General features: G+C 51.4%; 24 protein-coding genes and 1 tRNA gene. 12 read left to right on the forward strand and 13 right to left on the reverse strand.

Translation table 11 applies throughout. The features are described from left to right. Nucleotides 1–30: 30 nt before the first annotated feature. The 8 genes from McpCs1_RS08485 to McpCs1_RS08520 all read right to left on the reverse strand — a co-directional run bounded on the left by McpCs1_RS08485 (nucleotide 31) and on the right by McpCs1_RS08520 (nucleotide 7389). A complete protein-coding gene (locus McpCs1_RS08485) occupies nucleotides 31–780 on the reverse strand; it encodes an MIP/aquaporin family protein (RefSeq protein WP_338096823.1) in 750 nt (249 codons plus the stop codon). A 7-nt stretch (nucleotides 781–787) separates the two neighbouring features. Then, a complete protein-coding gene (locus McpCs1_RS08490; RefSeq protein ID WP_338094690.1) occupies nucleotides 788–994 on the reverse strand; it encodes a DUF2180 family protein in 207 nt (68 codons plus the stop codon). Between the two features lie 4 nt (nucleotides 995–998). Continuing rightward, the gene (locus McpCs1_RS08495) at nucleotides 999–2498 is read right to left on the reverse strand and encodes a DUF2193 domain-containing protein (RefSeq protein WP_338096824.1); all 1500 of its coding nucleotides are present in this window, start codon (nucleotides 2496–2498) and stop codon (nucleotides 999–1001) included. Between the two features lie 132 nt (nucleotides 2499–2630). Further along, nucleotides 2631–3200 (reverse strand): DUF357 domain-containing protein, encoded by a 570-nt coding sequence (locus McpCs1_RS08500; RefSeq protein WP_338096825.1) that lies wholly within the window; start codon nucleotides 3198–3200, stop codon nucleotides 2631–2633. Next, nucleotides 3194–3952: a diphthine synthase gene (gene dph5 / locus McpCs1_RS08505; RefSeq protein WP_338096826.1), complete on the reverse strand. Its 759-nt coding sequence runs from the start codon at nucleotides 3950–3952 to the stop codon at nucleotides 3194–3196. Before dph5 ends, McpCs1_RS08500 begins: the two co-directional genes overlap by 7 nt. 166 nt (nucleotides 3953–4118) lie before the next feature. Continuing rightward, nucleotides 4119–5990 carry a ferrous iron transport protein B gene (feoB, locus tag McpCs1_RS08510; RefSeq protein WP_338096827.1) on the reverse strand — a complete coding sequence of 624 codons (1872 nt, stop codon included), beginning with the start codon at nucleotides 5988–5990 and terminating at the stop codon, nucleotides 4119–4121. Next, nucleotides 5987–6640, reverse strand: a complete 654-nt coding sequence (locus McpCs1_RS08515) for a metal-dependent transcriptional regulator (protein WP_338096828.1) — start codon at nucleotides 6638–6640, stop codon at nucleotides 5987–5989. Before McpCs1_RS08515 ends, feoB begins: the two co-directional genes overlap by 4 nt. 62 nt (nucleotides 6641–6702) lie before the next feature. Next, entirely contained in the window at nucleotides 6703–7389 is a 687-nt protein-coding gene (locus McpCs1_RS08520; protein WP_338096829.1) for a CRISPR-associated protein Cas4, read from the reverse strand. A 46-nt stretch (nucleotides 7390–7435) separates the two neighbouring features. Here McpCs1_RS08520 and McpCs1_RS08525 point away from each other — a divergent pair, with 46 nt between their 5' ends. The 3 genes from McpCs1_RS08525 to McpCs1_RS08535 all read left to right on the forward strand — a co-directional run bounded on the left by McpCs1_RS08525 (nucleotide 7436) and on the right by McpCs1_RS08535 (nucleotide 8432). Continuing rightward, on the forward strand, nucleotides 7436–7732 hold the full coding sequence (locus McpCs1_RS08525) for a DUF3467 domain-containing protein (RefSeq protein ID WP_338096830.1): 297 nt from the start codon (nucleotides 7436–7438) through the stop codon (nucleotides 7730–7732). 86 nt (nucleotides 7733–7818) lie between these two features. After that, a tRNA-Thr gene (locus McpCs1_RS08530) sits at nucleotides 7819–7890 on the forward strand. A gap of 77 nt (nucleotides 7891–7967) precedes the next feature. After that, entirely contained in the window at nucleotides 7968–8432 is a 465-nt protein-coding gene (locus McpCs1_RS08535) for a peroxiredoxin (RefSeq protein ID WP_338096831.1), read from the forward strand. Nucleotides 8433–8437: 5 nt separating this feature from the next. Here McpCs1_RS08535 and McpCs1_RS08540 read toward each other — a convergent pair whose 3' ends face one another. Then, nucleotides 8438–8929, reverse strand: coding sequence for a TspO/MBR family protein (locus McpCs1_RS08540; protein ID WP_338096832.1), 492 nt, complete (start codon nucleotides 8927–8929; stop codon nucleotides 8438–8440). Nucleotides 8930–9113: 184 nt separating this feature from the next. On the opposite strand from McpCs1_RS08540, the gene McpCs1_RS08545 reads away from it, so the two are divergent. The 6 genes from McpCs1_RS08545 (at nucleotide 9114) to McpCs1_RS08570 (ending at nucleotide 17257) form a co-directional block, all read left to right on the forward strand. Continuing rightward, nucleotides 9114–10286, forward strand: coding sequence for a redox-regulated ATPase YchF (locus McpCs1_RS08545; protein WP_338096833.1), 1173 nt, complete (start codon nucleotides 9114–9116; stop codon nucleotides 10284–10286). 41 nt (nucleotides 10287–10327) lie between these two features. After that, nucleotides 10328–10645: a hypothetical protein gene (locus McpCs1_RS08550; protein ID WP_338096834.1), complete on the forward strand. Its 318-nt coding sequence runs from the start codon at nucleotides 10328–10330 to the stop codon at nucleotides 10643–10645. Nucleotides 10646–10719: 74 nt separating this feature from the next. After that, entirely contained in the window at nucleotides 10720–12180 is a 1461-nt protein-coding gene (locus McpCs1_RS08555; RefSeq protein WP_338096835.1) for an alanine/glycine:cation symporter family protein, read from the forward strand. A 189-nt stretch (nucleotides 12181–12369) separates the two neighbouring features. After that, nucleotides 12370–13212, forward strand: a complete 843-nt coding sequence (locus McpCs1_RS08560; protein WP_338096836.1) for an MBL fold metallo-hydrolase — start codon at nucleotides 12370–12372, stop codon at nucleotides 13210–13212. A 10-nt stretch (nucleotides 13213–13222) separates the two neighbouring features. After that, nucleotides 13223–14866, forward strand: coding sequence for an ATP-dependent DNA ligase (locus McpCs1_RS08565; RefSeq protein ID WP_338096837.1), 1644 nt, complete (start codon nucleotides 13223–13225; stop codon nucleotides 14864–14866). A 150-nt stretch (nucleotides 14867–15016) separates the two neighbouring features. Continuing rightward, the gene (locus McpCs1_RS08570; RefSeq protein WP_338096838.1) at nucleotides 15017–17257 is read left to right on the forward strand and encodes an efflux RND transporter permease subunit; all 2241 of its coding nucleotides are present in this window, start codon (nucleotides 15017–15019) and stop codon (nucleotides 17255–17257) included. A 72-nt stretch (nucleotides 17258–17329) separates the two neighbouring features. On the opposite strand, the gene McpCs1_RS08575 is transcribed toward McpCs1_RS08570, so the two are convergent. Genes McpCs1_RS08575 through McpCs1_RS08585 form a run of 3 tightly spaced genes read right to left on the reverse strand, consistent with a single transcriptional unit; the run spans nucleotide 17330 to nucleotide 18948 of the window. Further along, on the reverse strand, nucleotides 17330–17851 hold the full coding sequence (locus tag McpCs1_RS08575) for an NAD(P)H-dependent oxidoreductase (protein WP_338096839.1): 522 nt from the start codon (nucleotides 17849–17851) through the stop codon (nucleotides 17330–17332). Nucleotides 17852–17902: 51 nt separating this feature from the next. Beyond that, a complete protein-coding gene (locus McpCs1_RS08580; RefSeq protein ID WP_338096840.1) occupies nucleotides 17903–18244 on the reverse strand; it encodes a hypothetical protein in 342 nt (113 codons plus the stop codon). Further along, nucleotides 18241–18948 carry a Nif3-like dinuclear metal center hexameric protein gene (locus McpCs1_RS08585; protein WP_338096841.1) on the reverse strand — a complete coding sequence of 236 codons (708 nt, stop codon included), beginning with the start codon at nucleotides 18946–18948 and terminating at the stop codon, nucleotides 18241–18243. The genes McpCs1_RS08580 and McpCs1_RS08585 overlap by 4 nt, the downstream gene beginning before the upstream one ends. 71 nt (nucleotides 18949–19019) lie before the next feature. Between McpCs1_RS08585 and McpCs1_RS08590 the strand changes: the two genes are divergently transcribed. From McpCs1_RS08590 to McpCs1_RS08600, 3 genes are read left to right on the forward strand one after another with little or no spacing between them, the layout of a single operon-like run. Beyond that, entirely contained in the window at nucleotides 19020–20528 is a 1509-nt protein-coding gene (locus McpCs1_RS08590; RefSeq protein ID WP_338096842.1) for a homocysteine biosynthesis protein, read from the forward strand. After that, on the forward strand, nucleotides 20525–20911 hold the full coding sequence (locus McpCs1_RS08595) for a 4Fe-4S binding protein (RefSeq protein ID WP_338096843.1): 387 nt from the start codon (nucleotides 20525–20527) through the stop codon (nucleotides 20909–20911). Before McpCs1_RS08590 ends, McpCs1_RS08595 begins: the two co-directional genes overlap by 4 nt. Further along, nucleotides 20908–21615 (forward strand): UPF0280 family protein, encoded by a 708-nt coding sequence (locus tag McpCs1_RS08600; protein ID WP_338096844.1) that lies wholly within the window; start codon nucleotides 20908–20910, stop codon nucleotides 21613–21615. The genes McpCs1_RS08595 and McpCs1_RS08600 overlap by 4 nt, the downstream gene beginning before the upstream one ends. Before the next feature lies 1 nt (nucleotide 21616). Here the strand turns inward: McpCs1_RS08600 and McpCs1_RS08605 are convergent, their stop codons facing one another. After that, nucleotides 21617–22027 carry a hypothetical protein gene (locus McpCs1_RS08605; protein ID WP_338096845.1) on the reverse strand — a complete coding sequence of 137 codons (411 nt, stop codon included), beginning with the start codon at nucleotides 22025–22027 and terminating at the stop codon, nucleotides 21617–21619. Nucleotides 22028–22274 lie beyond the last annotated feature (247 nt).

Consider the following 22274-nt stretch of genomic DNA (forward strand, 5'->3'; position numbering starts at 1 on the left):
CAATACTGCGGGAATGACAAAAAAAGGAGTTTAGTTGTTGTCGAGTCCTGCGACGTACTTGTAGAAGAATGCCGCAAGGACTGCACCGACGATGGGACCTACAACATAGATCGGGAACGTCGTGACGAGTGCAGTTGATCCGCCCATAATCGTTGCGATAAGGTCGGGGCCAAACGTACGGGCCGGGTTGAGTGAGCCGCCGGAGATATTTCCGATTGCGATGATAACACCGGCAACCGCCATACCAATTACGAGTCCTGCAAATCCTGGGGTCGCACGCTGGTCAACAGCGACGCCCATGATTGTCAGCATCAGAACAAATGTTCCGATAATTTCCGCAACCAGTACCTGCCAGATGCTGATTCCCGGGAACGGTGCGGTTGCACCAAGTCCGCCGATAGCAAGAGCATCAGGTCCTGCGATAAACAGGAACAGGGCAGAGCCGATTGCTGCACCAATACACTGGGCAATGATGTAGGCAACCGTGTCCTTGGCCGGGAACTTCTTGATCGACCAGAGGGCAATACTGACTGCCGGGTTGATGTGGGCACCAGATACTCTGCCGAGCGTGTAGATAACAACCGCTACCGCAATACCAAATGCTACACCGACCGCAAGCCAGTCTCCAAGACCGCCAAGCGCACCGATACCGATGTCAAACGGCGTAGCCGTCGGTGTTCCTGCTGCAAGCATCAGCAGGACCGAGACCGCACCACAGCCGATAAAGACAAGGAGCATCGTCCCCACCAGTTCGGCAATACTTCTTTTTACCAGTTCCATAACATCATCACCCGTTCAGAGCATTGTGGCATTCCGGACAGAGAATCCGTGGGATCGGCTTCTTCAGTTTCTTTGCCGGGAAGGGGTATCCCCCCTCCCATACAGAGACATCGGCACGGATCATGTGCTCGGTGCAGAGTCCCATTCCACATACGATACAGATGCCGGTCGCTTCGCGATCGACACCCAGTTGTTCACACACGTAGCATTTCATTTTTTTATACCGCCTCGCGATACTGGCAGTACTGGTGGCGGGAGCCGATCAGACATGCCGTTGCGCAGCTCTTACAAGCACGTGCAGGAGCTGCCGGGGTTCCTTTGTCAAGGGCAATGATGTTGGTCATCATAGTTGCCGTAATCGGCTCGCTTGTCAGCAGACATGGATAGTCTGCAATCCGCATCAGTGCCGATGCACGCACCGTGATGGCGCATGCAGGGTATGCATAGCGCTGCGGATTCATCAGGACCTCGTTCTCATGGATCGGAGACAGGTCGACAAGCATACCACCCGAACGTGCGGCAAGCGGTTTTCCTGAACCGTTCTTTACGCGCTGTGCTTTGTCGAGAATCTTCCATCCGCGATAGATCATGTCCATGAAGTCGCAGTTGTGCAGCTCTGCTGCTGCCCCTCTGGTCGGGCGGATCATCACCAGATTGTGGTAGCGTTTGGTCAGGAGGTCAACGATCATAGGAGCGTTGAATCCGTCCATCTCCAACAGATACTCTGCTGCTACTGCTGATGCACCGGTCGCAACATCAAGCAGCTGGTAGCCGCTCTTAATGTTGGGCAGTGCCGCATGCAGGGTCTTGTCAATCACACCGGTAACCGCTTCAATTGTTGCCATCACAACATCGTCTTTACACATGTTGTAGGTGGACTGCGAGATATGGTGTGAAATGTCGCCGACACAGTATGCGGGGATTGTGGCGATGTTTCCATAATGGACTCCGTCGTCGATTGCGGCCTTGACATAGGCCTCCATTCCCTTACGGTAGTTGTCCATATATTTCTTTGGGTCAAAGGAGGTCATTCCTGAACTGTTCATCAGATCAACCTGTGCTTTGACCGGATGCTGGTAGAGTGCCTGCAGCTGTTTTACCTCTTTGTCCGAGGCTTCGGCAAGGGTGTCGCCTGCTTCGATCCGCTTTGCAAACAGGTCGCCGATACCGTAAGAGGTGTTCATACCCCAGGATTTTGCGGCGAGGATTGCCTGTTTGTGATCAGTCGGGATGTCGGTCTTTTGCAGGATCTGGTTGACCACATTGCTGGTGGATCCGGGCATCAAGGCAAAGTCAACGACACAGGTGGGTCCGTAGAATCCTGCGTAGCCGCGTGCTGCCTCACGACCGACGATGTTTTCATTTTTCTTGATACATTCTGCGAAGGTATCCATGCTCTTTGCGAATTTTTTGTCTTCATCGCAGAGAATCTCAAGAATCACCGGCGTCTGGTAGTGCTCGACGAACGGATCGTCTTCTGGTCTGACATAACCGGTAAGACTTGATAAGACCTCGAAGTGGGTTTTCACTGATGCCTTGTGGAGGTTGATGACTGCCGCACTCTGGCCGTCAGCGACGGTCATCTTGCTGACTGCATCGACATACGGTTTTGCGTCAGTGAGGGAGAACTTCGTCCCTCTCTTCTGCTTGAGGACATTGACGTCTGCATACTGCGCAGCAAGCGCTTCTTCGACCATTTTTTTGTAGATATCAGACATTCTGGTATTCACCTCTTTTAGTACATTTGAATCATTATGCTCAGAGGTTAAATAGTTGCCGATTGCAGCAAAAAATCTCTCGCAAATATTTGAAATTATTCAAAAAAACGTAATATTTTTTCAAAAATGAACTCATATGGTAAATAGGTGTCTGTCGCCGGTGATGCCAAACAGGCCTGAACGTACTCCGCAGTCCAGCCATCCGTATCCGTAGGAAAAGTGAGCGAGGGCATTCATTTCGTCGCCGGTGGAAAAAATGTCGTTTGCGCGGTTGAATTCCGCTGTTACGATTGCCTGAACTTTCACCGCAGCCCGGTACATCGGGGTTTCAGTATCCGGGAGGATCACTACACAGCCTGCGGCTTCGGTGAGCATGCGTTTGTAGCGGCGCGTTTTTTCTGCGAGATGTTCATGCAGAGCTTCTGGTATTTTTTCGGTGATTTCACTCGGTCCTGTGGATGTTGTTCCGTTCAGAAAACCGAGCATGCATCCGGCATCAAGCCATCCGTATCCGTAGGCGAAGGAGGCTGAGGCGTTGACCAGATCTCCTTTGCGGTAGAAAACCATGCCGTCGTATGCATAGCAGGACACCATTTCGAGTATCTCTGCGGCGGTTGAGCCGACTGCGGTGTCTGCGGGAGCTGTTGCGGTGGCGGCTGAGGCAGCAGTCTGATATTTTTCGCCATAGGTCTGTATCAGCACAGGCCTGCAAACCTCCTGAGGTATTCGAGTTCGATGTCATGCAGGGTCCCTGGGACGATCAGGATATGCAGCGGGGTGCCGAAGTCAAAGTTCCGCATTTCGTCTGCGTCTCCTGCATGAACCGCCGGGTCTTCTGATCCGGCTCTGGCAACTCCTACATAGAGCGGAATTTTTGCACCGGTTCGCGATGCCTGCTCTTCGAGAAGGTCAACCGCTTCGGAGATTTTCATGTACCGTTCTTTATCCTTCTGAATGTCCAGAAACACGAGGGTGTGAAGGTTGTGGGAGAGGTTTTCGGTGATGACCTCAATCGGCGTCATGGGAAACCATTTACCGTGCGGGAACGGGACCGATACCGATTTGCCGAATCGGTAGTTTTGTAGGCCTGAGAGACCGCAGACCGCGGTGGTGATGGAGGCGCCGTGAATGATTCGCGTGGCAATTCCCCGCTCGGCAGCACGGATGCGGATATCAGCATGAGTGGTTGCAACCATGGAGTCTCCTGCGGTGAGAAAGACCGCTTCGCCTGCGGCGGCTGCGTCAAGAATTGGTTCAGGATGAAGTTCGACATCCTCGCGGTAGAGGGGCGTGATCTTTTTTCCGTAATACTCTTCCAGCCGCTCAAAGGTGGTGCCGGTTAAAACCGAGGTGTAGACTTCCAGAAATACTGCGTCAGCCCTGTGGATTGCTTCCAGTCCCCGTACGGAGACGTCATATTCGTCGCAGAGTCCGAGTCCGATGAATGTCAGCATTGCATATTTGTTGGGTTGCTGAAGTTATGAGGTATTCCTCTCCTGATGCTTTCTTCATTTGGCAGGGTGAGATTCTGAAACATAATGAAACGCGAATAGCGCGAATCGCATGCCTTCGGCCTGCGATTCGCGTTATTCGTGTTCTTCGCGTTTTATCTCTCCACTCTCACCCAATCAGAATCAGTTTCGCCAGAGCACCGACCCCGAGTCCGAGACAGAGCGTAAAGACCGTGATCATCAGGGCACGGCGAGTGCCTATCTCCCGCATGAGGACTGCGATCGTTGAGATGCAGGGGATGAACAGGGCGCAGACCAGAGCAAAGATGTAGAGCTGGCTGCTGGAAAGAATGGAGGCCAGATCCGTTGTTCCTCCCATGACCGCCAGCGTCTCAAATGCCATCTCTTTGCGGAGAATACCAAACATCAGTGCGGTGAACGCAAATCCCGGCAGTCCGAGGACTGCGGTTGAGAAGGGGTTGATGAACTGCTCAAACATCTGCACAAGGCCGTAATACTCAAACAGTCCGAGGAAGATACTGCTCACCAGTAAGAGCGGCATTGCGATGTAGATGAACTCGCGGACCCGCATCCATGATTTGCGGAGCACGTGCGAAGCGACCGGTTTTCGCAGCTGTGCCATCTCCAGAATCATGCCGAACTGCTCTCCGGGAGTGATTCTGGACAGAATGCATCCGACGATGAACACCAGGACAAACACAATGGCGTAAATTGAAAACGCCGCTCCAAACCCGATGAAGGAGGCAACAATTCCAGAGATGACCACGGTTCGCGCTGAGCACGGCAGCATGGTCACAAGGACGGACGCGATGAACTGCTCACGCTTTGTCGGTAGCAGACGTGTGCTCATGATTGCTGGAACACTGCATCCGAACGAGAGCACCATCGGAATAAGGCCCTGACCATGCAGACCGAGTTTGTGCATCGAGCGGTCGGCAAGAAATGCCGCACGCGTCAGGTATCCGGTATCCTCCAGCACGGAAATGAACAGATAGAAGAGAAAGACGTAGGGAAACGCAATGCCGAGACCTGACATGAGTGCGAGGATAACTGCGCCGCCAACGGTGTCTACGAGCGGATCCAGATTCAGCGCATGGAATGGATCGGCGATGTAGGTTGTCATCAGCGTGACGATGATCTCTTCCAGAACGCCTCCGAGGGTGAAGACGATCAGCAGGATCGAGACCATAATGATAATTAAAATCGGCAGTCCCGGAAATCCGCGGGTCAGCAGCTCGTCGAGGTCACGGCGTCTTCGCGGCGGAGCATCCTTTGTAACAGACGTTGCGATCTGTTTTGCGAGATTATGACGGTTTGCCGCAACTATCTGTTCCGGCGACATCATGTGCCGGCGTTCGATCTCTCCGGCAATGATGAGTGCATTTTCATGAATCTCCGGCGTGATCGTGTGGATATTGAGGTTTTCCAGTGCCCACAGTGCCTCAGGCTGGCTGACCCCGTAATATTTTTGCAGACTGTGAACCGCAGCCTCGATATGATGATCATAAGGAATGGCAACTGACGGTGCAGGGACTTCGCCTTTCAGAACAGCTTTTGCAATCTCGTCGAGATTTTTTCCATTGGTTGCGACGGATGGGATGACCGGCACGCCAAGTTTTTGCCCCAGAGATTCGGTATCGATAATTTTACCGGCGGCCTCAGCATCATCCATCATGTTGAGGATGACCAGCAGCGGTTTTTTCATCTCTGCTACCTGAAGCAGGAGATAGAGATTCCGCTCAAGATGTTTTGCGTCAAGGACGGCAATTAAGAGACTGATGTCTTCAGTGAGAAGGTACTCGCGCACCATCTCCTCCTCGACCGAGTTGCCGGCGAGTGAGTAGATGCCGGGAAGATCAACGAGGTTGAACTCGGCGTCTTCGTAGTGGACGACTCCCTGCATAACGCCGACGGTCGTTCCCGGATAGTTGCTGACCTCAACGCCGAGACCGGTGAGATGGTTGAAGATGAGGGATTTTCCCACACTCGGGTTGCCGATCAGCACAGCGCGTGGGATCATGGATTTTCGCACCGTTCTACCATGATGTTGGCGGATACTTCGGGGCTGAGTGCGATGTCGCAGCCTTTGACGGTGATGACCACTGCGTTGTTGACGAGTTTTCTCCGGAGGGTGATAAGCTCGCCAGGAATTACGCCGAGATCAACAAGCCTGCTGTGTTTGGCAAAACAGCGGATCATTGCCACGTGCAGGAGAGATCCCTCCGGGCATTCTGCGAGAGGAACAATCGGATTTTTCCGAGTGAGGTTGTTGTGGTTGGTGTACTCGGCGATTTTTGCCGGGGCTGCCGGTTCTGGTTTTCTCTGGTCAAGGAAGCTGTCGAGCCGCTCAATTGTTTCTGAGGAGATGTTGTGTTCAAGGATGCAGGCTTCACGGGATGCTTCCTGCGGTTGTTTTCCCAGAACATCGGTCAGAAATGTTTCGAGGACCGCATGTTTGCGGGCGACCTGTGCTGCTTTTTCTGCTCCTTTCTCCGTGAGGCTGACTGATGTTTCGTTGAGATGTATGAGGTTTTGGTCGCGGAGGGTCTGCAGGGCTTTGGCGATCTCGGTTTTTGAGTAATTAGCTGGTTTCAGTGCCTGAAGCTGCACTTCCTTCTGGTTGGTATTGAGTATTTCTTCAAGAATGTCTTCAGAGAGTACCGAGGTCATGGTGTGCGTCCTTCGCAAAATTATCTCTTATGTTGTCTGTTGTGACGGGTTATGTAGATATCTCAGCGTCTGTGGTAGAGTTTTTCGAAGAGGGATTTTGGATGTTCGGTTTCTTTGCACCGTTCATGATACCGGCAGGAGAGGCAGCTCCTGCCGCGTAGAGGTTGTGGAATTTTTCCCTGAAAAATAGTTTCGGCTGTTCTGAGTGCGGCAAGAAATGCCCGCCGGTCCGAAGGCGTTGCTGGCCCCTGGTGGCGGACTGTTCCTGATCCGAGGTACTCAACCGTTCCAATAAACGGTCTATCATACTCCTCTTCAAGGCAGAGTGCGTAGGCGGTTACCCGCAGCCGGTCGTTTGCATAGATGCCGGTTGTTGGTGCTTCACTGCTTTTTACGACAGCAAAACCGTCATCAAAAAGTCGGTCAACGCGGCCGGTGATTCCGTATTTTTTCGAGGAAACAATAACATCAGCCCGCAACGCGGTTTGCCAGTCAGTTTTTTCGCAGGCTTCAATCATTGAGAACAGCTGACTGTACTCAGCGTCCCCTGCGTCCGGTCGGACCGTTTTCAGTTCATCCCAGATCTCTTCGAGGATTAACTGACCTCCGAGGTGTGCTGCGATCTGTTTTGCAATGCTGTAGCTGTGCGGTTCAATGAATTCGGCGGGGTCGGATCTGGCAAGGTAGAGCTGAAGCGGGCACACACTGCATCTGACCAGCTCGCTTACCGTGATTTGCGGTGCGGTCATACCCAAGTCTATAAGATGACATCGATTCCTATAGTATTATAGTTTTATGACGGGCAATGAGATAAATGTCCAGATTCCCCAGAATCTTGATCCGGTTTACAGCAATATGATTCAGATTGCGTTCAAAGATGATGAGTTTACGATGATGTTTCTTCACCAGATTCCAGCGGTGAATCAGGCAAAGGCAAAGGCGATTGTGTCCATCAGTCCGGGACACGCAAAGAAGCTGCTGATGGCTCTTCAGAAAAGTGTGAATGATTATGAGGAGAAGTTCGGATCAATTGCACCCGCAACTCCTCAGGACCCAGCTTCAGACGGTTTTACTCTGCGCGGATACTCGTAAGACCGGTCTCGCTCTGCCTCTCATTTAAGAGAAGCAGATAACTTATTTATTGTTTTACACTCAATTTGTTAAAGCACATTCTCTGTGCCGTTGTGGCTTAGCGGTATAGCGGCTGATTCGTAATCAGCAGGTCGAGGGTTCAAGTCCCTCCAACGGCTCTTCTTTTACAGTGTTTTATTCATCTGACTCAGCCGGAAACCAACGGTTTATCCTTTCTCTCCCCCAACAGAGAAACATGTCACTTGGCGTAAACGATACGATCCCTCCCTTCTGCATTCAGGACTCCTTAGAGAACAAGGTCTGCCTTCCTGACGGGTCTGCACTCACCGTCCTCTATTTTTATCCCAAAGACAACACCTCAGGCTGCACTCTTGAAGCAAAAGAGTTCTCAGACCTTCTGCCGAAATTTACCGCACTCGGCGTCAAAGTTTACGGCATCAGTCAGGACAGCGTGAAAAGTCATCAGAAGTTCATCGAAAAGCAGGAGCTTACCGTGCCCCTCCTTTCTGACCCTGATCATGCTGCCATCGAAGGACTCGGCGTCTGGATTTCCAAAAAACTCTATGGCCGCGAGTACATGGGCGTTGACCGGAGCACGTTTATCATCGACGGGTCGGGAAAAATTCTTGCCGCATGGAACAAAGTCAAAGCCCGCGGTCATGCAGCAGAGGTTTTGAAAAAAGTGCAGGAACTGAACTGATATTTTCAGTTCAGCATCCAGATAACTACTGTGAGATAAGTGGCAAACGTCACCCATGCCAGATACGGGATCAGTAGATATGCGGCGAACGGTCTGATTTTGTAGAAGAGCCACATCGTTGCTGCAATCAGTATCCAGAGGACAACGATCTCTGCCGCTGCTGCACCAAGAAGATGCCAGCCAAAAAACAGGTATGACCACAAAACATTCAGAACAAGCTGTACCAGAAACACTACAGTCGCAATCTGCACATCCCGCCGTTTCATTCCTTCTGCAAGAACAAATGCCAGGGCAATTCCCATCAGGAAGTACAAAACCGTCCAGACCGGACCGAACAGATAGTTCGGGGGCTGCCATTCGGGCTTTATCAGCTCGGTCATAAACCATGACCCGTCTCCGGTAACGGTCACGAGCGACCCGATCACTGCCGCCGCAAACGACAGAACAACCGCTCCAAATACTAACGGAAGCGAAGGCATTCGATACTTGACATTCATACTCATCTCATATGCGCCTGATGGATAAATGACAGGGGATATTACCAAAAATTCCGTGCCTCATCAACCATTACAAGTACAAAAGATACATCTGCCTGCGTGACCTACACATATCTCAAAGATACCGGCAGAAAAAATACCAGCTAAGGATTCTGCCGAAAAATACTTCAGGTGAATTTAAAAAATGCTTCTTCTTGCCCTTGCCGGAAAACCAAACTGCGGGAAATCGACCTTCTTCAAGTCGCTCACCCTTGCAAATGTAGAGATTGCCAACTATCCTTTCACCACGATTGATGCAAACAAAGGCGTTGCCTACGTGCGTTCCCCCTGCCCCTGCAAAGAGCTCGGTCTTGACAACTGCACCTCCTGCGTTGACGGTGTCCGGTTTATTCCGGTCGAACTCCTTGACGTTGCAGGGCTTGTTCCCGATGCCCACCTTGGCCGTGGTCTCGGCAACCAGTTCCTTGACAACCTCCGTGAGGCCGACGGCATCATTCAGGTCGTTGACGCCTCAGGCAGTACTGATGCTGAAGGAAACCCGGTTGACATCGGAACACGCGACCCGCGAGAGGATGTCGCGTTCCTGAAGTACGAGTTTGCCATGTGGATGGCAGGTATCGTTGACAAGCATCTCGCAAAACTTGTCCGGCAGGCACAGGGCAAAGACCAGGTTTTAATCGACCTTCTTGCAGGAGCACTTGCCGGTCTTCGCATCAATGCAATCCAGATCCGTGAAGCGGTTGACGAAACCGGCATCAACCTTGCAAAGGCATCGCCTGAGGACATTGAAAAGATGTGCGAAGTCCTTCTCTATGTTTCTAAGCCCATGATTCTTGCCGCAAACAAGGCAGATCAGGCACCTGAAGCAAACCTTGCTTCTCTGGCAGAGCTTGGTGCTGTTCCGACCATTGCCGCAGGAGAGCTTGCGCTCAAGTCTGCCGCGCAGGCAAAACTTCTCCGCTATCTCCCGGGCGACAAAACCTTTGCCCCAATCGAAGGTGCAAAACTTTCCGCAAATCAGGTGAAGGCACTCACCATGATTGCGGAGAACATGAAAAAGCTCGGCAGTACCGGAGTTCAGGAAACACTCAACAAACTTGTCTTCGATGAGATCGGCATGATTGTCGTCTATCCTGTGGAAGATGACGGCAAATGCTGCAATGCAAAAGGCGTCGTACTGCCCGACGCGTTCCTGATGCCGAAAGGATCCACGCCCAAAGACCTTGCATACAAAGTCCACACCGACATCGGCAACGGCTTCCTGTATGCGGTCGATGCCCGCACCAAAATGCGGATTAAAGACAGTACCGAACTCAAGACTGGTGATGTTATCCGGATCGTCAGCACGGCAAAATAAGGTAACTTATATTATCTTTTAGATGCAAAGGTAGTGTAACTATGGGCAGTGAGGTGTATCAGGCACAGGTGCTTCGGGCATTCTTCGATACCATTACCGGTACCGACAGGAATCTCACCCGCATTTACATGTGCGTCATGTCGCTTGCCAAACTCAGAGGAGAAAGCCCTGAAAAGATGCGCTTTTTGATGGAGCAGATGCGTGCAAGCAAAGAAAAGCGTGAACTCTCCATCGACATTCTGGATTATATGGCAGAATCCGCGAACTCTCTTGAAGTGTGGGCAGGCCAGTCCGCATTCGGTATCACGACACCGGTCAAGTCCGAGGATTTCGGCGGAATCTCAATGGATTCCTTCTAAACACTTTTTTTCGCCGTATTTGAAAGAAATACAAATACTACGTATTTATGTCACAATAAGAAAATATTTATTAGATGAGTTTTTTGGAGGTGCTCAATGACACCGTCACTACGGTTAACGGTGTCATAAATACCTACGCTTGGTATCTTGCGTTTGTATTCCTGATCGGTATCGGTCTGTATTTCACCATTAAATCCAATGGTGTGCAGCTGAACCGTCTTGGTGAGGCGTGCAGACTCGCCTTTACTGGTATTCGAGAAAAAAGAAGTAAACAGACCATCTCTTCCTTCCAGGCATTCTGTGTCAGTATGGGTGCCCGTATTGGTGTCGGTAACATCGCTGGTGTGGCGGTTGCTATCGTATCCGGAGGTCCGGGAGCAGTGTTCTGGATGTGGGTCTTTGCCTTTATCGGTGCTGCAACCAGTTTCGTTGAGTGTACGATCGGTCAGATCTATAAAGAGAAGAAAGAGGACGGATTCTATCACGGAGGTCCGGCATACTATATCAAACACGGTCTGGGCAAGCCGAAGTTCGCTGCCTTCATCGCAGTTTTAATTATCTTCACCTATGGTCTGATGTTTATCGGAGTACAGGCCAACACGGCAACCATTGCATTTTCCAATGCATTTGGCACTGACCAGCTTGTCTTTGCAGTCATTATGACTGTTCTTGCAGCAGTCATCATCTTCGGTGGTATCAAGCGTGTTGCTAAGGCATCTGTGTGGATGGTGCCGGCAATGGCAATGCTGTGGATGATCCTCTGTGCAGTGATTGTTCTCGTGAACTTTACCCAGGTATCCCTTGTTATTGAGACCATCTTCTCCTACGCCTTTGGTGTACAGGCATTCGTGGGCGGAGGAATTGGTGCTGCTATCATGTGGGGTCTGAAGCGTGGTGTCTTCTCCAACGAGGCTGGTATCGGTTCGATTCCAAACGTTTCCTCCTCGGCACATGTGAAGCACCCGGTCAAGCAAGGTCTTATCCAGTCAGTTGGTGTGTTAATTGACACACTGGTCGTCTGTTCTGCAACTGCATTTGTAGTTCTTATCTACACCAACGTTGCCTACCCTGACTATGCAAACATCCCGACAAGCGGCGCAGTCCTCGTGCAGGAAGCAATGAGCTCTACGTTCCTCGGAGAAGCAGGTCCGTATGTGATTGCTCTCTTTATGCTGGTCTTTGCATTCAGCAGTCTTATCAGCTACTACTCGATGAGTGAGGCAAACGCGAAGTTCATTACCCAGCGCAAGGAAGCAATCGTTATCCTGCGTGTGGCAATCGTCGCCATGGTGTTTGTTGCATCCATGATGTCGATGGGCCTTGCATGGGATATGGCAGACACGTTCCAGGCACTGATGGGTATCTTCAACATGGGAGTGCTGCTCCTGCTCAGCAAGTATGCCTTTGAGGCACTCAAAGACTACTTTGATCAAAAGGCAAACGGTGTTGAGGAACCGATCTTCACGCCTGAGAGTATTTCCAACAGCAAGGGTGTGACCTGCTGGCCGGATACCGGCGAAGAGGATATGATCTAAACTCTGATCCCTTCCAAATCTTTTTTTTATTCGTGATTTTGTGTCGTAATTCGTTTATTGGTAGACATCATTTTTCATTGCTCGCAGCTCTCGTCTCACAGTGATGTTTCCAGTGGACGACTCAGAAATACCAATGTCCTGCCTCCCCGTCCTGCAGATTCTTCTTTGAGAAGCACCAATGAGTATACAATGGAATGCGTGCTGCTCGCAAGCGGAAGCAAAGGAAACAGCATCTACATCGGCAACGATGCGGATGCGATTGTGGTTGATGCCGGTGTCGGGTATCTGAAGCGTACGCTCGAAGATCTTTGTCTGGATACGTCCCGCGTTCGTGCGCTGTGTCTCACGCATGAACACTCCGATCATGTCCGCTCGGCAAAGGCGTTTGTAAAAGCGATGCATATTCCGGTCTATGCAACCGGAGGAACGCTCGACGCATCAGTTCGCGGAGGTTTTGTTCCGCAGTCTGCGGGACTCGTTCAGTGCCGCGATAAAATCGCGTCCACGCTTGGAAGCCTGAACATCACCGCGTTTCGGACCTATCATGATGCTGCCGAGCCTTCGGGTTTTGTCATTGATGACGGTGAGTCCCGCATCGGTGTCTGCCTTGACACGCATGAGGTGACACCTGCGATGCTTGACATTCTTCGCGAATGTGACGCAGTTGTGCTGGAAAGCAACTACTGCTCCCCGGCCATGCAGACCGATAAATTTCCCGAGTGCGGGGAGTGCCGGAGTTGCGGCGCGAAATGCTGCGGCAACCGAAAGGTTCTGAGATTATATCCGCGGTATCTCAAAGACCGTATCCGCGACGACGGCCATCTTTCCAATGAAGACTCTTCTGCGGTTGTGGCAGATCTCGCAAACGAGGTCGGAGTGATCGCCCTCGCACATCTCTCCGAGAACTACAACCGCCCGAATCTTGCCCGCGAGTCTGCGGAGGATGCCGCAGGCGAATCAGGAGTACAAATTTTTGTCAGCGATCAACTGACCGGATACCGGGAGCAGCGACTCGTCCGGTTCAGGATATAAGGTATATACCATGCTGTTTCGTGAATTTGCAGAGCTCTGCGACACCATAGAAAAAACCTCCTCGCGCCTTGCCATGGCTGATCTTTTAGCCGAGGTGTTTCCAACCCTGTCGGCCGATGACCTCCCGATCTTTGTCAGGTTTTCCCGCGGGAAAATTTTCCCTGACTGGTCGGCTGAGAAGCTTGGTTTTGGTCCGGGGCTTTTGTATGAAGCGCTTGCCTACGTTATCGGCAAAAAACGGGAGACCGTTATCTCCGCAATCAACAGTTCAGGCGATACGGGCAGGGTTGTCGAAGGACTTTTGGAGAAACGCGAACAGACGATGTTCTTCTCTGAAGAGCTTGAATTGCTTGACGTGCACTCGCGATTCGTGCAGATGGCAAAAACGTCCGGCAGAAAGTCTCAGCAGGAACGTATGCGTTCCGCCCAGTATCTGTTTTCCAACGCGTCCCCTCTTGAAGGCAGATATCTTGCCAGACTGATGCTTGAAGAGATGCGTATCGGTGTCGGTGAAGGTGTTGTCAGGGAAGCGGTTGCAAAAGGGTTCGCAGTTTCTGAGGAGATTGTTGAACACGCTCATCAGGCGCTGAATGATCTCGGCGAAGTGGCACTTTTAGCAAAGACCAATTCAGCAGCACTCGCAGAAGTGCGGATAACTCCTTTCCGGCCGGTCAAGATGATGCTTGCCCAGGCAGGTTCAATCACCGGCATGGTCGAGACCCATGGTTCAGTAGTTGCGGAAAATAAGTACGACGGCAGCAGATTTCAGTTTCACAAAGTGGGCAGTAAGACTGCTATCTACTCCCGCCGTCTTGAGGAGATGACAAAGTCCCTTCCTGACGTTGTGGCACTTTTGACAGCCGCAACTGATCACGACGTCATCATCGACGGCGAAGTTATTGCGATGCAGGATGGAAAACCGATGCCGTTTCAGACCGTGCTTCGAAGAATCCGAAGAAAGCATGATGTCGCGGAGGTTGCCGGGGCCATCAGCATGCAACCGCGGGTGTTTGACATTCTCGTCTGCGACGGCGAGACCCTGATTGATAAGCCGCTGTCAGAGCGGCGGAGTATTCTCGAATCCGTGATGAAGGAGTTCGTTGCCCCTCAGATGGTGAGCGACTCATCCGAAGATATTGAGCGGTATTATCATGCCGCTCTCGATAGCGGCAACGAAGGAATCATGCTGAAGGTCCCTGACTCTCCTTATCTCCCCGGCAATCGGGGCAAGCTCTGGATAAAGATAAAACCCGAGGTCGACACGATCGATCTCACCGTTATCGGTGCCGAGTGGGGTGAGGGAAAACGTGCGAAAATGTTTGGATCGTTCCTGCTTGCCTGTCAGGATGAGAACGGGGATCTATTGGAGCTGAGCCGCGTTGCAACCGGTATCGATGACGCGATGCTTGCCGAGCTGTACGAACTCTTTAAGGAAAAAATTGTTGCCGAACACGGCAAAACCGTTGTGTTCGAACCGGACGTTGTCTTTGAAGTAGGATACGCTGAACTGCAGAGAAGCACGAATTATGCAGCAGGATACGCTCTGCGATTCCCCAGATTTGTCCGTCTGAGGGATGACAAGGATCCAAGCGAGATCGAAACGATCGAGTCTCTTGCCAGAAGATACTCGATGCAAAATAAAGCCGGCCAGTAAAGCTTCTTTTTTCCTCTTTTTTCCTGAAACATTTGTTCTACCGCTTCTTCTCAGAAGGCAAGTTTATGTAGACTCAATGAAGAATTATTAGTAGCATTTTGGCGAGGCATTCGTGTGATATCTCCACTTGAAAAGATTAATGACTATATTGTGAACCGGCCCTTTTTGGTTGGCTGTTTCCTGATTGTTCTCATTTTGCTCGCAGTATTCGGAGCAAGTACTCTCTCCATGAGTACTGAGACACAGGATTCGGACAAGCTCAAGCATGGTTCCTATATTGCGGAAAGTTACAAGAATAACTTCCAGTCGGCCTCTATCATGCTGATGGTACAGGCCGATTCGGTAACGGATGTCGTCGTTGTTGACAAAGTTTACACTTTGGAGCAACAGTATCTCTCGGTGCAAGGGGTTGCATCGGCACAGAGTGTCTATGATGTTTTAGCTTTGTATAATGGCGGAACCATTCCGCAAAATCAGGCAACAATTGATGCTGTAGTGGCTCAAATTCCTGCAGACATTACCACATCCATTATGCCGAACGGGCAGCTTGCGATTGTTTTGATCAAGCTGGATACGGGAACTTCTTCTGCAAAACAGCAGAGTATTCTCAATGACCTTCGAAGCATGACGGATGCTGCTGATGTCCCTCCGGGAGTTACACTGACATTCACCGGTAGCGCTGCCATGCAGCAGGATATGGGCGGCGACCTCGGCGGAAACATGATCATGCTGCTGGTTGCGGCAATTGCTCTGATGACCATTGCCTGCAGACTGCTCTTCAACCATGTCCGCTATCCGCTGCTCTCGATCGTGAGTGTGTTCACGGGTCTTATCCTGACGTTTGGTATGATGGGTATTGTCGGTCTGCCGTTCTCGATGACAACGATTGGTGCACTGCCGATTCTCTTAGGTATTGGTGTGGACTATGCAATTCAGGTTCATTCGCGTCTTGATGATGAGGCAAGACGGCATCCTTTGCCCGAGGCAATTAAGATTGCAATCACCAAGACGGGTTCTGCGGTATTTTATGCAATGATTGCAAGTGCCTGCGGTTTCCTTGCAATGATGGTTTCCACACTGCCTGACATCCGTCAGTTTGGTATCACGGCAATTCTTGGTATTGCCTGTTGTTATGTTGCGGCACTGCTGATTATCCCGCTGGCGGCAATTCTCACGAACTACACGCCAAAGCCGCACAAGGTTCTGCCGAACGGTGAGATCAAGAAGCCGTTCTCCGAGACCTACAACCAGATTCTGCACAAACTCACCATGCGGGTGACAAAATACGCAATCCCGATTATGCTGATCCTCTGTATTATCGGATTCACGGGTCTCTATCTTGATGAGGAGGTTCCGGTCAGTACAGATATGAAGTCGTATGTGCCCGGAGACATGCCGGCAATTGTGAACATTAACACGGTTACCCGTGCGATGGGCGATACCGGAGGTTTCCCAGTGTATGTACAGGGCGGGGAGCTGACGAGTCCTGATGTGATTGAGTGGATGTATAAGTGGGGCTATCATGAACTGGCATTGTATAACACGCAGTTTACGAGTGTGTCCAGCATTGCAACGGTGATTGTTCAGAAGAACGGCGGTGTTATTCCAACTACGCAGGTGGAGATCGATAATATTCTGAACTCAATGTCAGAGTCAGAGAAGGCATCTTACCTGAAGGACAACTCGCAGGCGATTATCAACTTCGGTATGAAGTCGCTGTCAGAAGCCCAGCAGCGTTCTCTCGTAACAGAAGTTACGGCCGACGTCCAGTTCTTTGCTCCGCCTCCGGGCGTTGAAGCAGTGGTGACCGGCAGCCCGTACTCGTTTGTTGAGATGATGAACGATATCCGTGAAGGTAAGACGAAGATGACGCTGCTTGCATTCGTGATCATCTTTGCGTTCCTGGCACTCCTCTACCGCAGTGCCGGTATGGCAATCTGTCCGCTGATTCCGATCGTGATGATTATCGGCTGGAATGGTGCGGCGATGTACATCTTCAGCATCGATTACACGATCCTGACGGCAACGATGGGGGCGATGACGATTGGTGTGGCTGCTGAGTACTGTATTATGATGGTCGAGCGTATTTACGAGGAGATGGAGCATCATGATACGGTTACTGCGGTGGAAAACGGTACCGGAAAGATCGGTACGGCAATTACGGTCTCTGGTTGTGCGACGATGTGCGGTTTCTCGGCACTGTTGTTCTCCAACTTCCCGATCATCAGCGGATTTGGTATGGTGACGGTAATTGCGATGGCGTTCACGCTGTTCGGTGCGGTCATTGCAGTGCCTGCAACAGTTGCGATCGTTCTGAAAAACCGCAAACGCGGCAAGCTGGATGAGGACGGGGACTCCTCGCGCAATGCGATGAATTGTCCGGTCCTCTAAATTATTTTTTGTAGCCATCACAATGCATCCCGCATTTTTCGTGGGATGCCGATGTAAAATTAGAAAAAAAAGTTACACTGATTTTTCTTCAGCCATGCGGGCAACAATCTTTGCCACGTACCTGCCGAAGTTTACGCCATGCTCGATATCTGTCTCGTTCAGCTGACCATCCGCTGCAAGACCGTAATGTCCGCCTGAGTGTTCCTCGTTGCCTTCCGAGTTTGCGATTGGATCTCCCACCACAATCATTCCGTGAATCAGCATCGCCTGAACGATTGATAAAATCGCCGTCTCTTTGCCTCCGGTCCGGTCGCCTGCCGTAGTAAACGCAGCTCCAACCTTGCCGCAGAGCTTTCCCCGAACAAATGTCGTATCATCGATCAGCTCCTTGAACTCGGATGCAACTCCGCCGAAGTAGACCGGAGAGCCAAGAATGATACCATCATATCTGACAAAATCGCTTGCAGTCACGCGGTTGAATGCGAGAACATCAACATTCATGCCGGCAACCTCGGCAGCGCCTCGGCCTATTGCCTCAGCAAGGAGTTTTGTCTTACCGGTACGGCTGTAGCAGGTAACAAGTATCGAAGCCATTCTATTCTATATGTTAGAACATGTCAGGTTTTAAAGTTCGGCATTGAGTATTTAGCCTCTTTCATATTCTGGCTCATCTTCATCAACCCCGTCCTTGTAGTACCACAGATCGTAGGTCTCATACACCCCGAGCTCCTTTGCAATCTTCACCGCAAGCGTGTGCCAGCACTCCTTTCCATACAGTCGTGCATCACAGCTGCAAAAATCTCCTTCCACATAATACTCGCCTGAGTTTCCAACCACCACGAAATAATCCTTATACTTTTTCACGCGATTGTCGGAGACTGCGTCAACCGCATCGCTGCCGCGCTTGCCGTATGCGTGGATGAAGGCCTGACGGACCGTGTCTGTCAGACCTCTCTCGGATCGTAAAACCTGCCAGGGATGAATCATAAAATAATCGAAGTCTCAGGAATATCCTCAATAAATATCCAGTCGTTCCGCTTTGCAAGAGCACGCATGCCGGGAGCCTCAAGAGCATAATGCGTTGCCTCAATACAGGGAATCGGCGACTCGCGGGCAATGTTATACTTCAGCTCCGAGGCAAGATATGCCTGAGCCCCGAGACTTTCCGCCTCCTCGATCAGCTCCCAGTCAAATGCCGAACCGCCCGCTGCCGCAAGACGCGTTACTCCGTCCAAGTCTCCCCAGACGCGGAGACTGCATCCAAGTTTTGACGCAATCTCTTCAAAGGACATCGTCATCGTTCCAACAATTTCGAGCGACCCCTTCACGCAGTCGGTGAGTCCGATCTCATCAGCCAGACAGTCGTTAATTCCGCCGTCTGCATGATCATAGTTCGTGTGCATCGCATACAGATTGATATTTTCCCGCATCAATGGCTTTGCCACATCCGCATCCCTGCCGACAATTCCATGCATCGGTGCCCAGAATGGAGGATGATGCACAACAAGAGCATCAACGCCAAGCTCTGCTGCCATCTCCGTAACATGTGGTGTTGCGTCCAGCGCACAGGCAACCGTTCTCACATCGTATGTTCCCTCAACGATCAGACCGATCTTTCCGGTGTCGAACTCTTCAGCGAGACCTGGCGGTGCAATCTCCTCGAGTTTTTTGATGAATTCACTGAGGTACATTGATTATAGTATTGTCTTCCAATGATTAATAACTGATTTTATATACCAGAAGCAGAGAGATATAGGTCTATATGTACAAATCCATCGATGATATCAACGAACGTATCCGCGATGGAAGCGTGCGGGTTGTAACGGCCGAAGAGATGCCGGACATCGTCGATGAACTCGGAGTGTCCGGAGCCCTCCGGGAAGTGGACGTTGTCACAACCGGCACCTTCGGAGCAATGTGCTCATCAGGAGCGTTCCTCAACTTCGGTCACTCAGAAATACCGATCCGCATGGAAAAAATGTGGCTTAACGGGGTTGAAGCATACGGAGGTATTGCATCAGTCGACTGCTATATCGGGGCAACTCAGGAATCAACCACCAAAGGTATTGAGTACGGCGGAGCTCACGTCATTGAAGATCTCATTGCCGGAAAAGCGGTCGAGTTACAGGCCCGCGGTAAAGGAACCGACTGCTATCCCCGCCAGTCGATCACGAACGAGTTCACACTTGCCGATCTCAATCAGGCGGTTATGCTCAATCCGCGAAACTCGTATCAGTGCTATAACGCGGCAACTAACATGGGCGGCCGTCCGATCAAAACCTACATGGGATACCTCCTGCCGGGCCACCGCAACATCACGTACTCGGGCGCTGGCGCTCTTTCACCGCTTCCCAATGATCCGACATTTTCGGTGATCGGTTCAGGAACTCCGATCTTCCTTGGCGGCGCGAACGGGACAGTCGTCGGCGAAGGAACCCAGCACTCGCCGGGCGCAGGATTTGGAACCCTCATGACGACAGGCGACATGAAGGAGATGTCGCCTGAGTATATTCGTGCAGCAAGCATGACCGGCTACGGAGTTACCATGTATGTCGGTGTCGGTATTCCGATCCCTCTCTTAAACGAGGAGATCGTGAAACACACTGCCGTCCGCGACGAAGATATTGTGACCAGCATTGTGGACTACGGAACTCCAATGCGCGACCGTCCGGTTGTCAGAAAAGTCACCTACAAGGAACTGAAGAGCGGCTCTGTTGAAATTGATGGCGAAGAGATCAAGACCTCGCCGCTCTCCAGCTACAAAAAAGCCCGCGAGGTTGCCAATGAACTGAAGGCAAGAGTTGAGAACGGTTCCTTCCTGATGGCCTGCGCGACACGCGAAATAAATGCCGTAAAGAAGAACAGACCTATGTCAGAGCACGGTGTCGTCCGCCGCGTAAGCGAGATGATGACGTCAACCTTTGTGACCATCACTGGCGAGAAAAATGTCAAGGAAGCGGCGACCCTTCTTCTCAAAGGAAACACCAATCATCTGCCGGTCATTGCCGCCGAAAATCGGCTGATCGGTATTGTCACCACCTATGACATCTCAAAAGCGTTTGCCCGCGATGAAGAGGACAAATGCGTGTCAGATATTATGACAAGAAACGTGATCACCGCACTGCCTGACGAGCCGGTCGACCTCGCGGCACGCAGACTTCAGCAGCACAATATCGGCGCACTGGTTGTGGTTGATCCTGCCAAAAAAGTTCTCGGCATGCTCAACTCCTATGCATTGGGTGATCTTGTCGGAGAGAGGTGGCATCAATGAAGCTCATGGTTACCTTTGATCGCGAAGGAGTGCTTGAAGCAAACATCGCGAACGCGATTCTGAAGTCCGGAGTTCCGGTAAATGTCGAACGTGCCCAGATTGACGGTGACGACGGCTGGACTCTGCTCGACGTTGCAGACGATAAGGCAGAGAAATTCATCGCCGCCCTGCGTCATCCGGGCGTGACGGTCAGGATTCAGAAGGATGCTGTCTCCCACAACATAACCGAATGTGTTGACTGCGGTCTGTGCATCAGCATCTGCCAGAAGCAGGTGTTCTCCTTCAATGACTCCTGGCAGCTTCAGGTCAACTCGGAACGCTGTGTACTCTGCGGCCGCTGCGTGATGTACTGCCCGCAGCGTGCGCTGACCCTTCAGCAATGATTCGCGAACACTTCGAGTACCGCCAGACCATCACCACCATTCTCGCTGATGACCAGCTTCACATCGAAGCTGCCAAAGCGGGAATGATCGCCGCACGGACTGACCTTGAGTCATATCTCTGTGCGGACCCGTTTTTTGGAACCTCCTACTCACCAGTTCCCGCAGCAGCAGGAGCACCGCTTATTGTAGAAAGAATGGCGGACGCATGCCGTGAGGCAGATGTCGGCCCGATGGCCGCGGTTGCCGCAGCGGTTGCATGGGCAGGAGTTGAATCAATGGTTGAGGCTGGAGCTCTGTTCGGTCTCATTGACAATGGCGGCGATATTGTTTTTGTCGCAGACCGTCCGGTTCGCGTCGGCATCTATGCAGGAGATGCTCCCATCTCAGGAAAATATGCGTTCGTTGTGCCGCAAGTAAGCGGTATTCGCGGTATCTGCACCTCATCAGCAACTGTCGGCCCTTCGGTCTCGTTTGGGATTGCCGATGCGGTGGTGGTGTTTTCAAACAATCCTGCAAAAGCAGATGCCTGGGCAACCTCGCTGTGCAATACGATACTGCCGACAGCAGAGGGGCTTGCAGTTCCGTCCGAGGCTGATATTGATGCGGTCTATGCGGTCATTGGCGACTGGACTGCTGCGTGGGGTGACCTGCCGGAGATTGTTCCGGCAGCGGTCAGGTATGATATGATCACCAAAGGTGAGTGAATTATGCCGAGCAGTTTTTGCGTGCGTACGCTGCCGCGCGATCGTAGGACTCGTCGCCCGCAAATGCTGCGACAAACTTTTCCCCGTTCCAGACTCCGATAAAAAACAGATTTTTGGTTTTGTCAAATCCCATCACCAGCTCCGCGAGCTCAACTGTTCCCACCCGCACACCGCGCAGCAGCTGTGATGACGGCTCAAGCAGCAGAAGATCATACACTTCCTCATCAGGAACCTCATTGAATGCGTACATGTAGACCTGAGCCGCATTTGTGAGGTCCGAGGTACAGAGCCGAATCGCAATCTCAGGGTCCAGCTCATGCATAAGCCGCGCAAGCTCTACATCATCATCGCCGCTCCGATCGTAGAGATCGTCAGCCAGTGCATTCAGTTCCGCATCAGTCACCGCAGTCATATTGTCAGGATATTAGTCTTCTTTCATAATTCAATAGATCTATTCAGGGCTTTGTTCCAAAAGTTCAGACATGATCATTTTTTGTATGTGGCTTCGTTTGGAGTAACCACGGAATGCACCGAGCACACGGAGTTTCACAGAAAAATGCACGGAGAACGCCTGCGGCGCCGGAATGCACAGAAAGATTTCCGAGACAATTAATTCCCTTTTACTCCCTCAAAATATGAAAAATATATTCCGTGCATTC

This window comes from Methanorbis rubei (assembly GCF_032714495.1).
Classification (GTDB): domain Archaea; phylum Halobacteriota; class Methanomicrobia; order Methanomicrobiales; family Methanocorpusculaceae; genus Methanocorpusculum; species Methanocorpusculum rubei.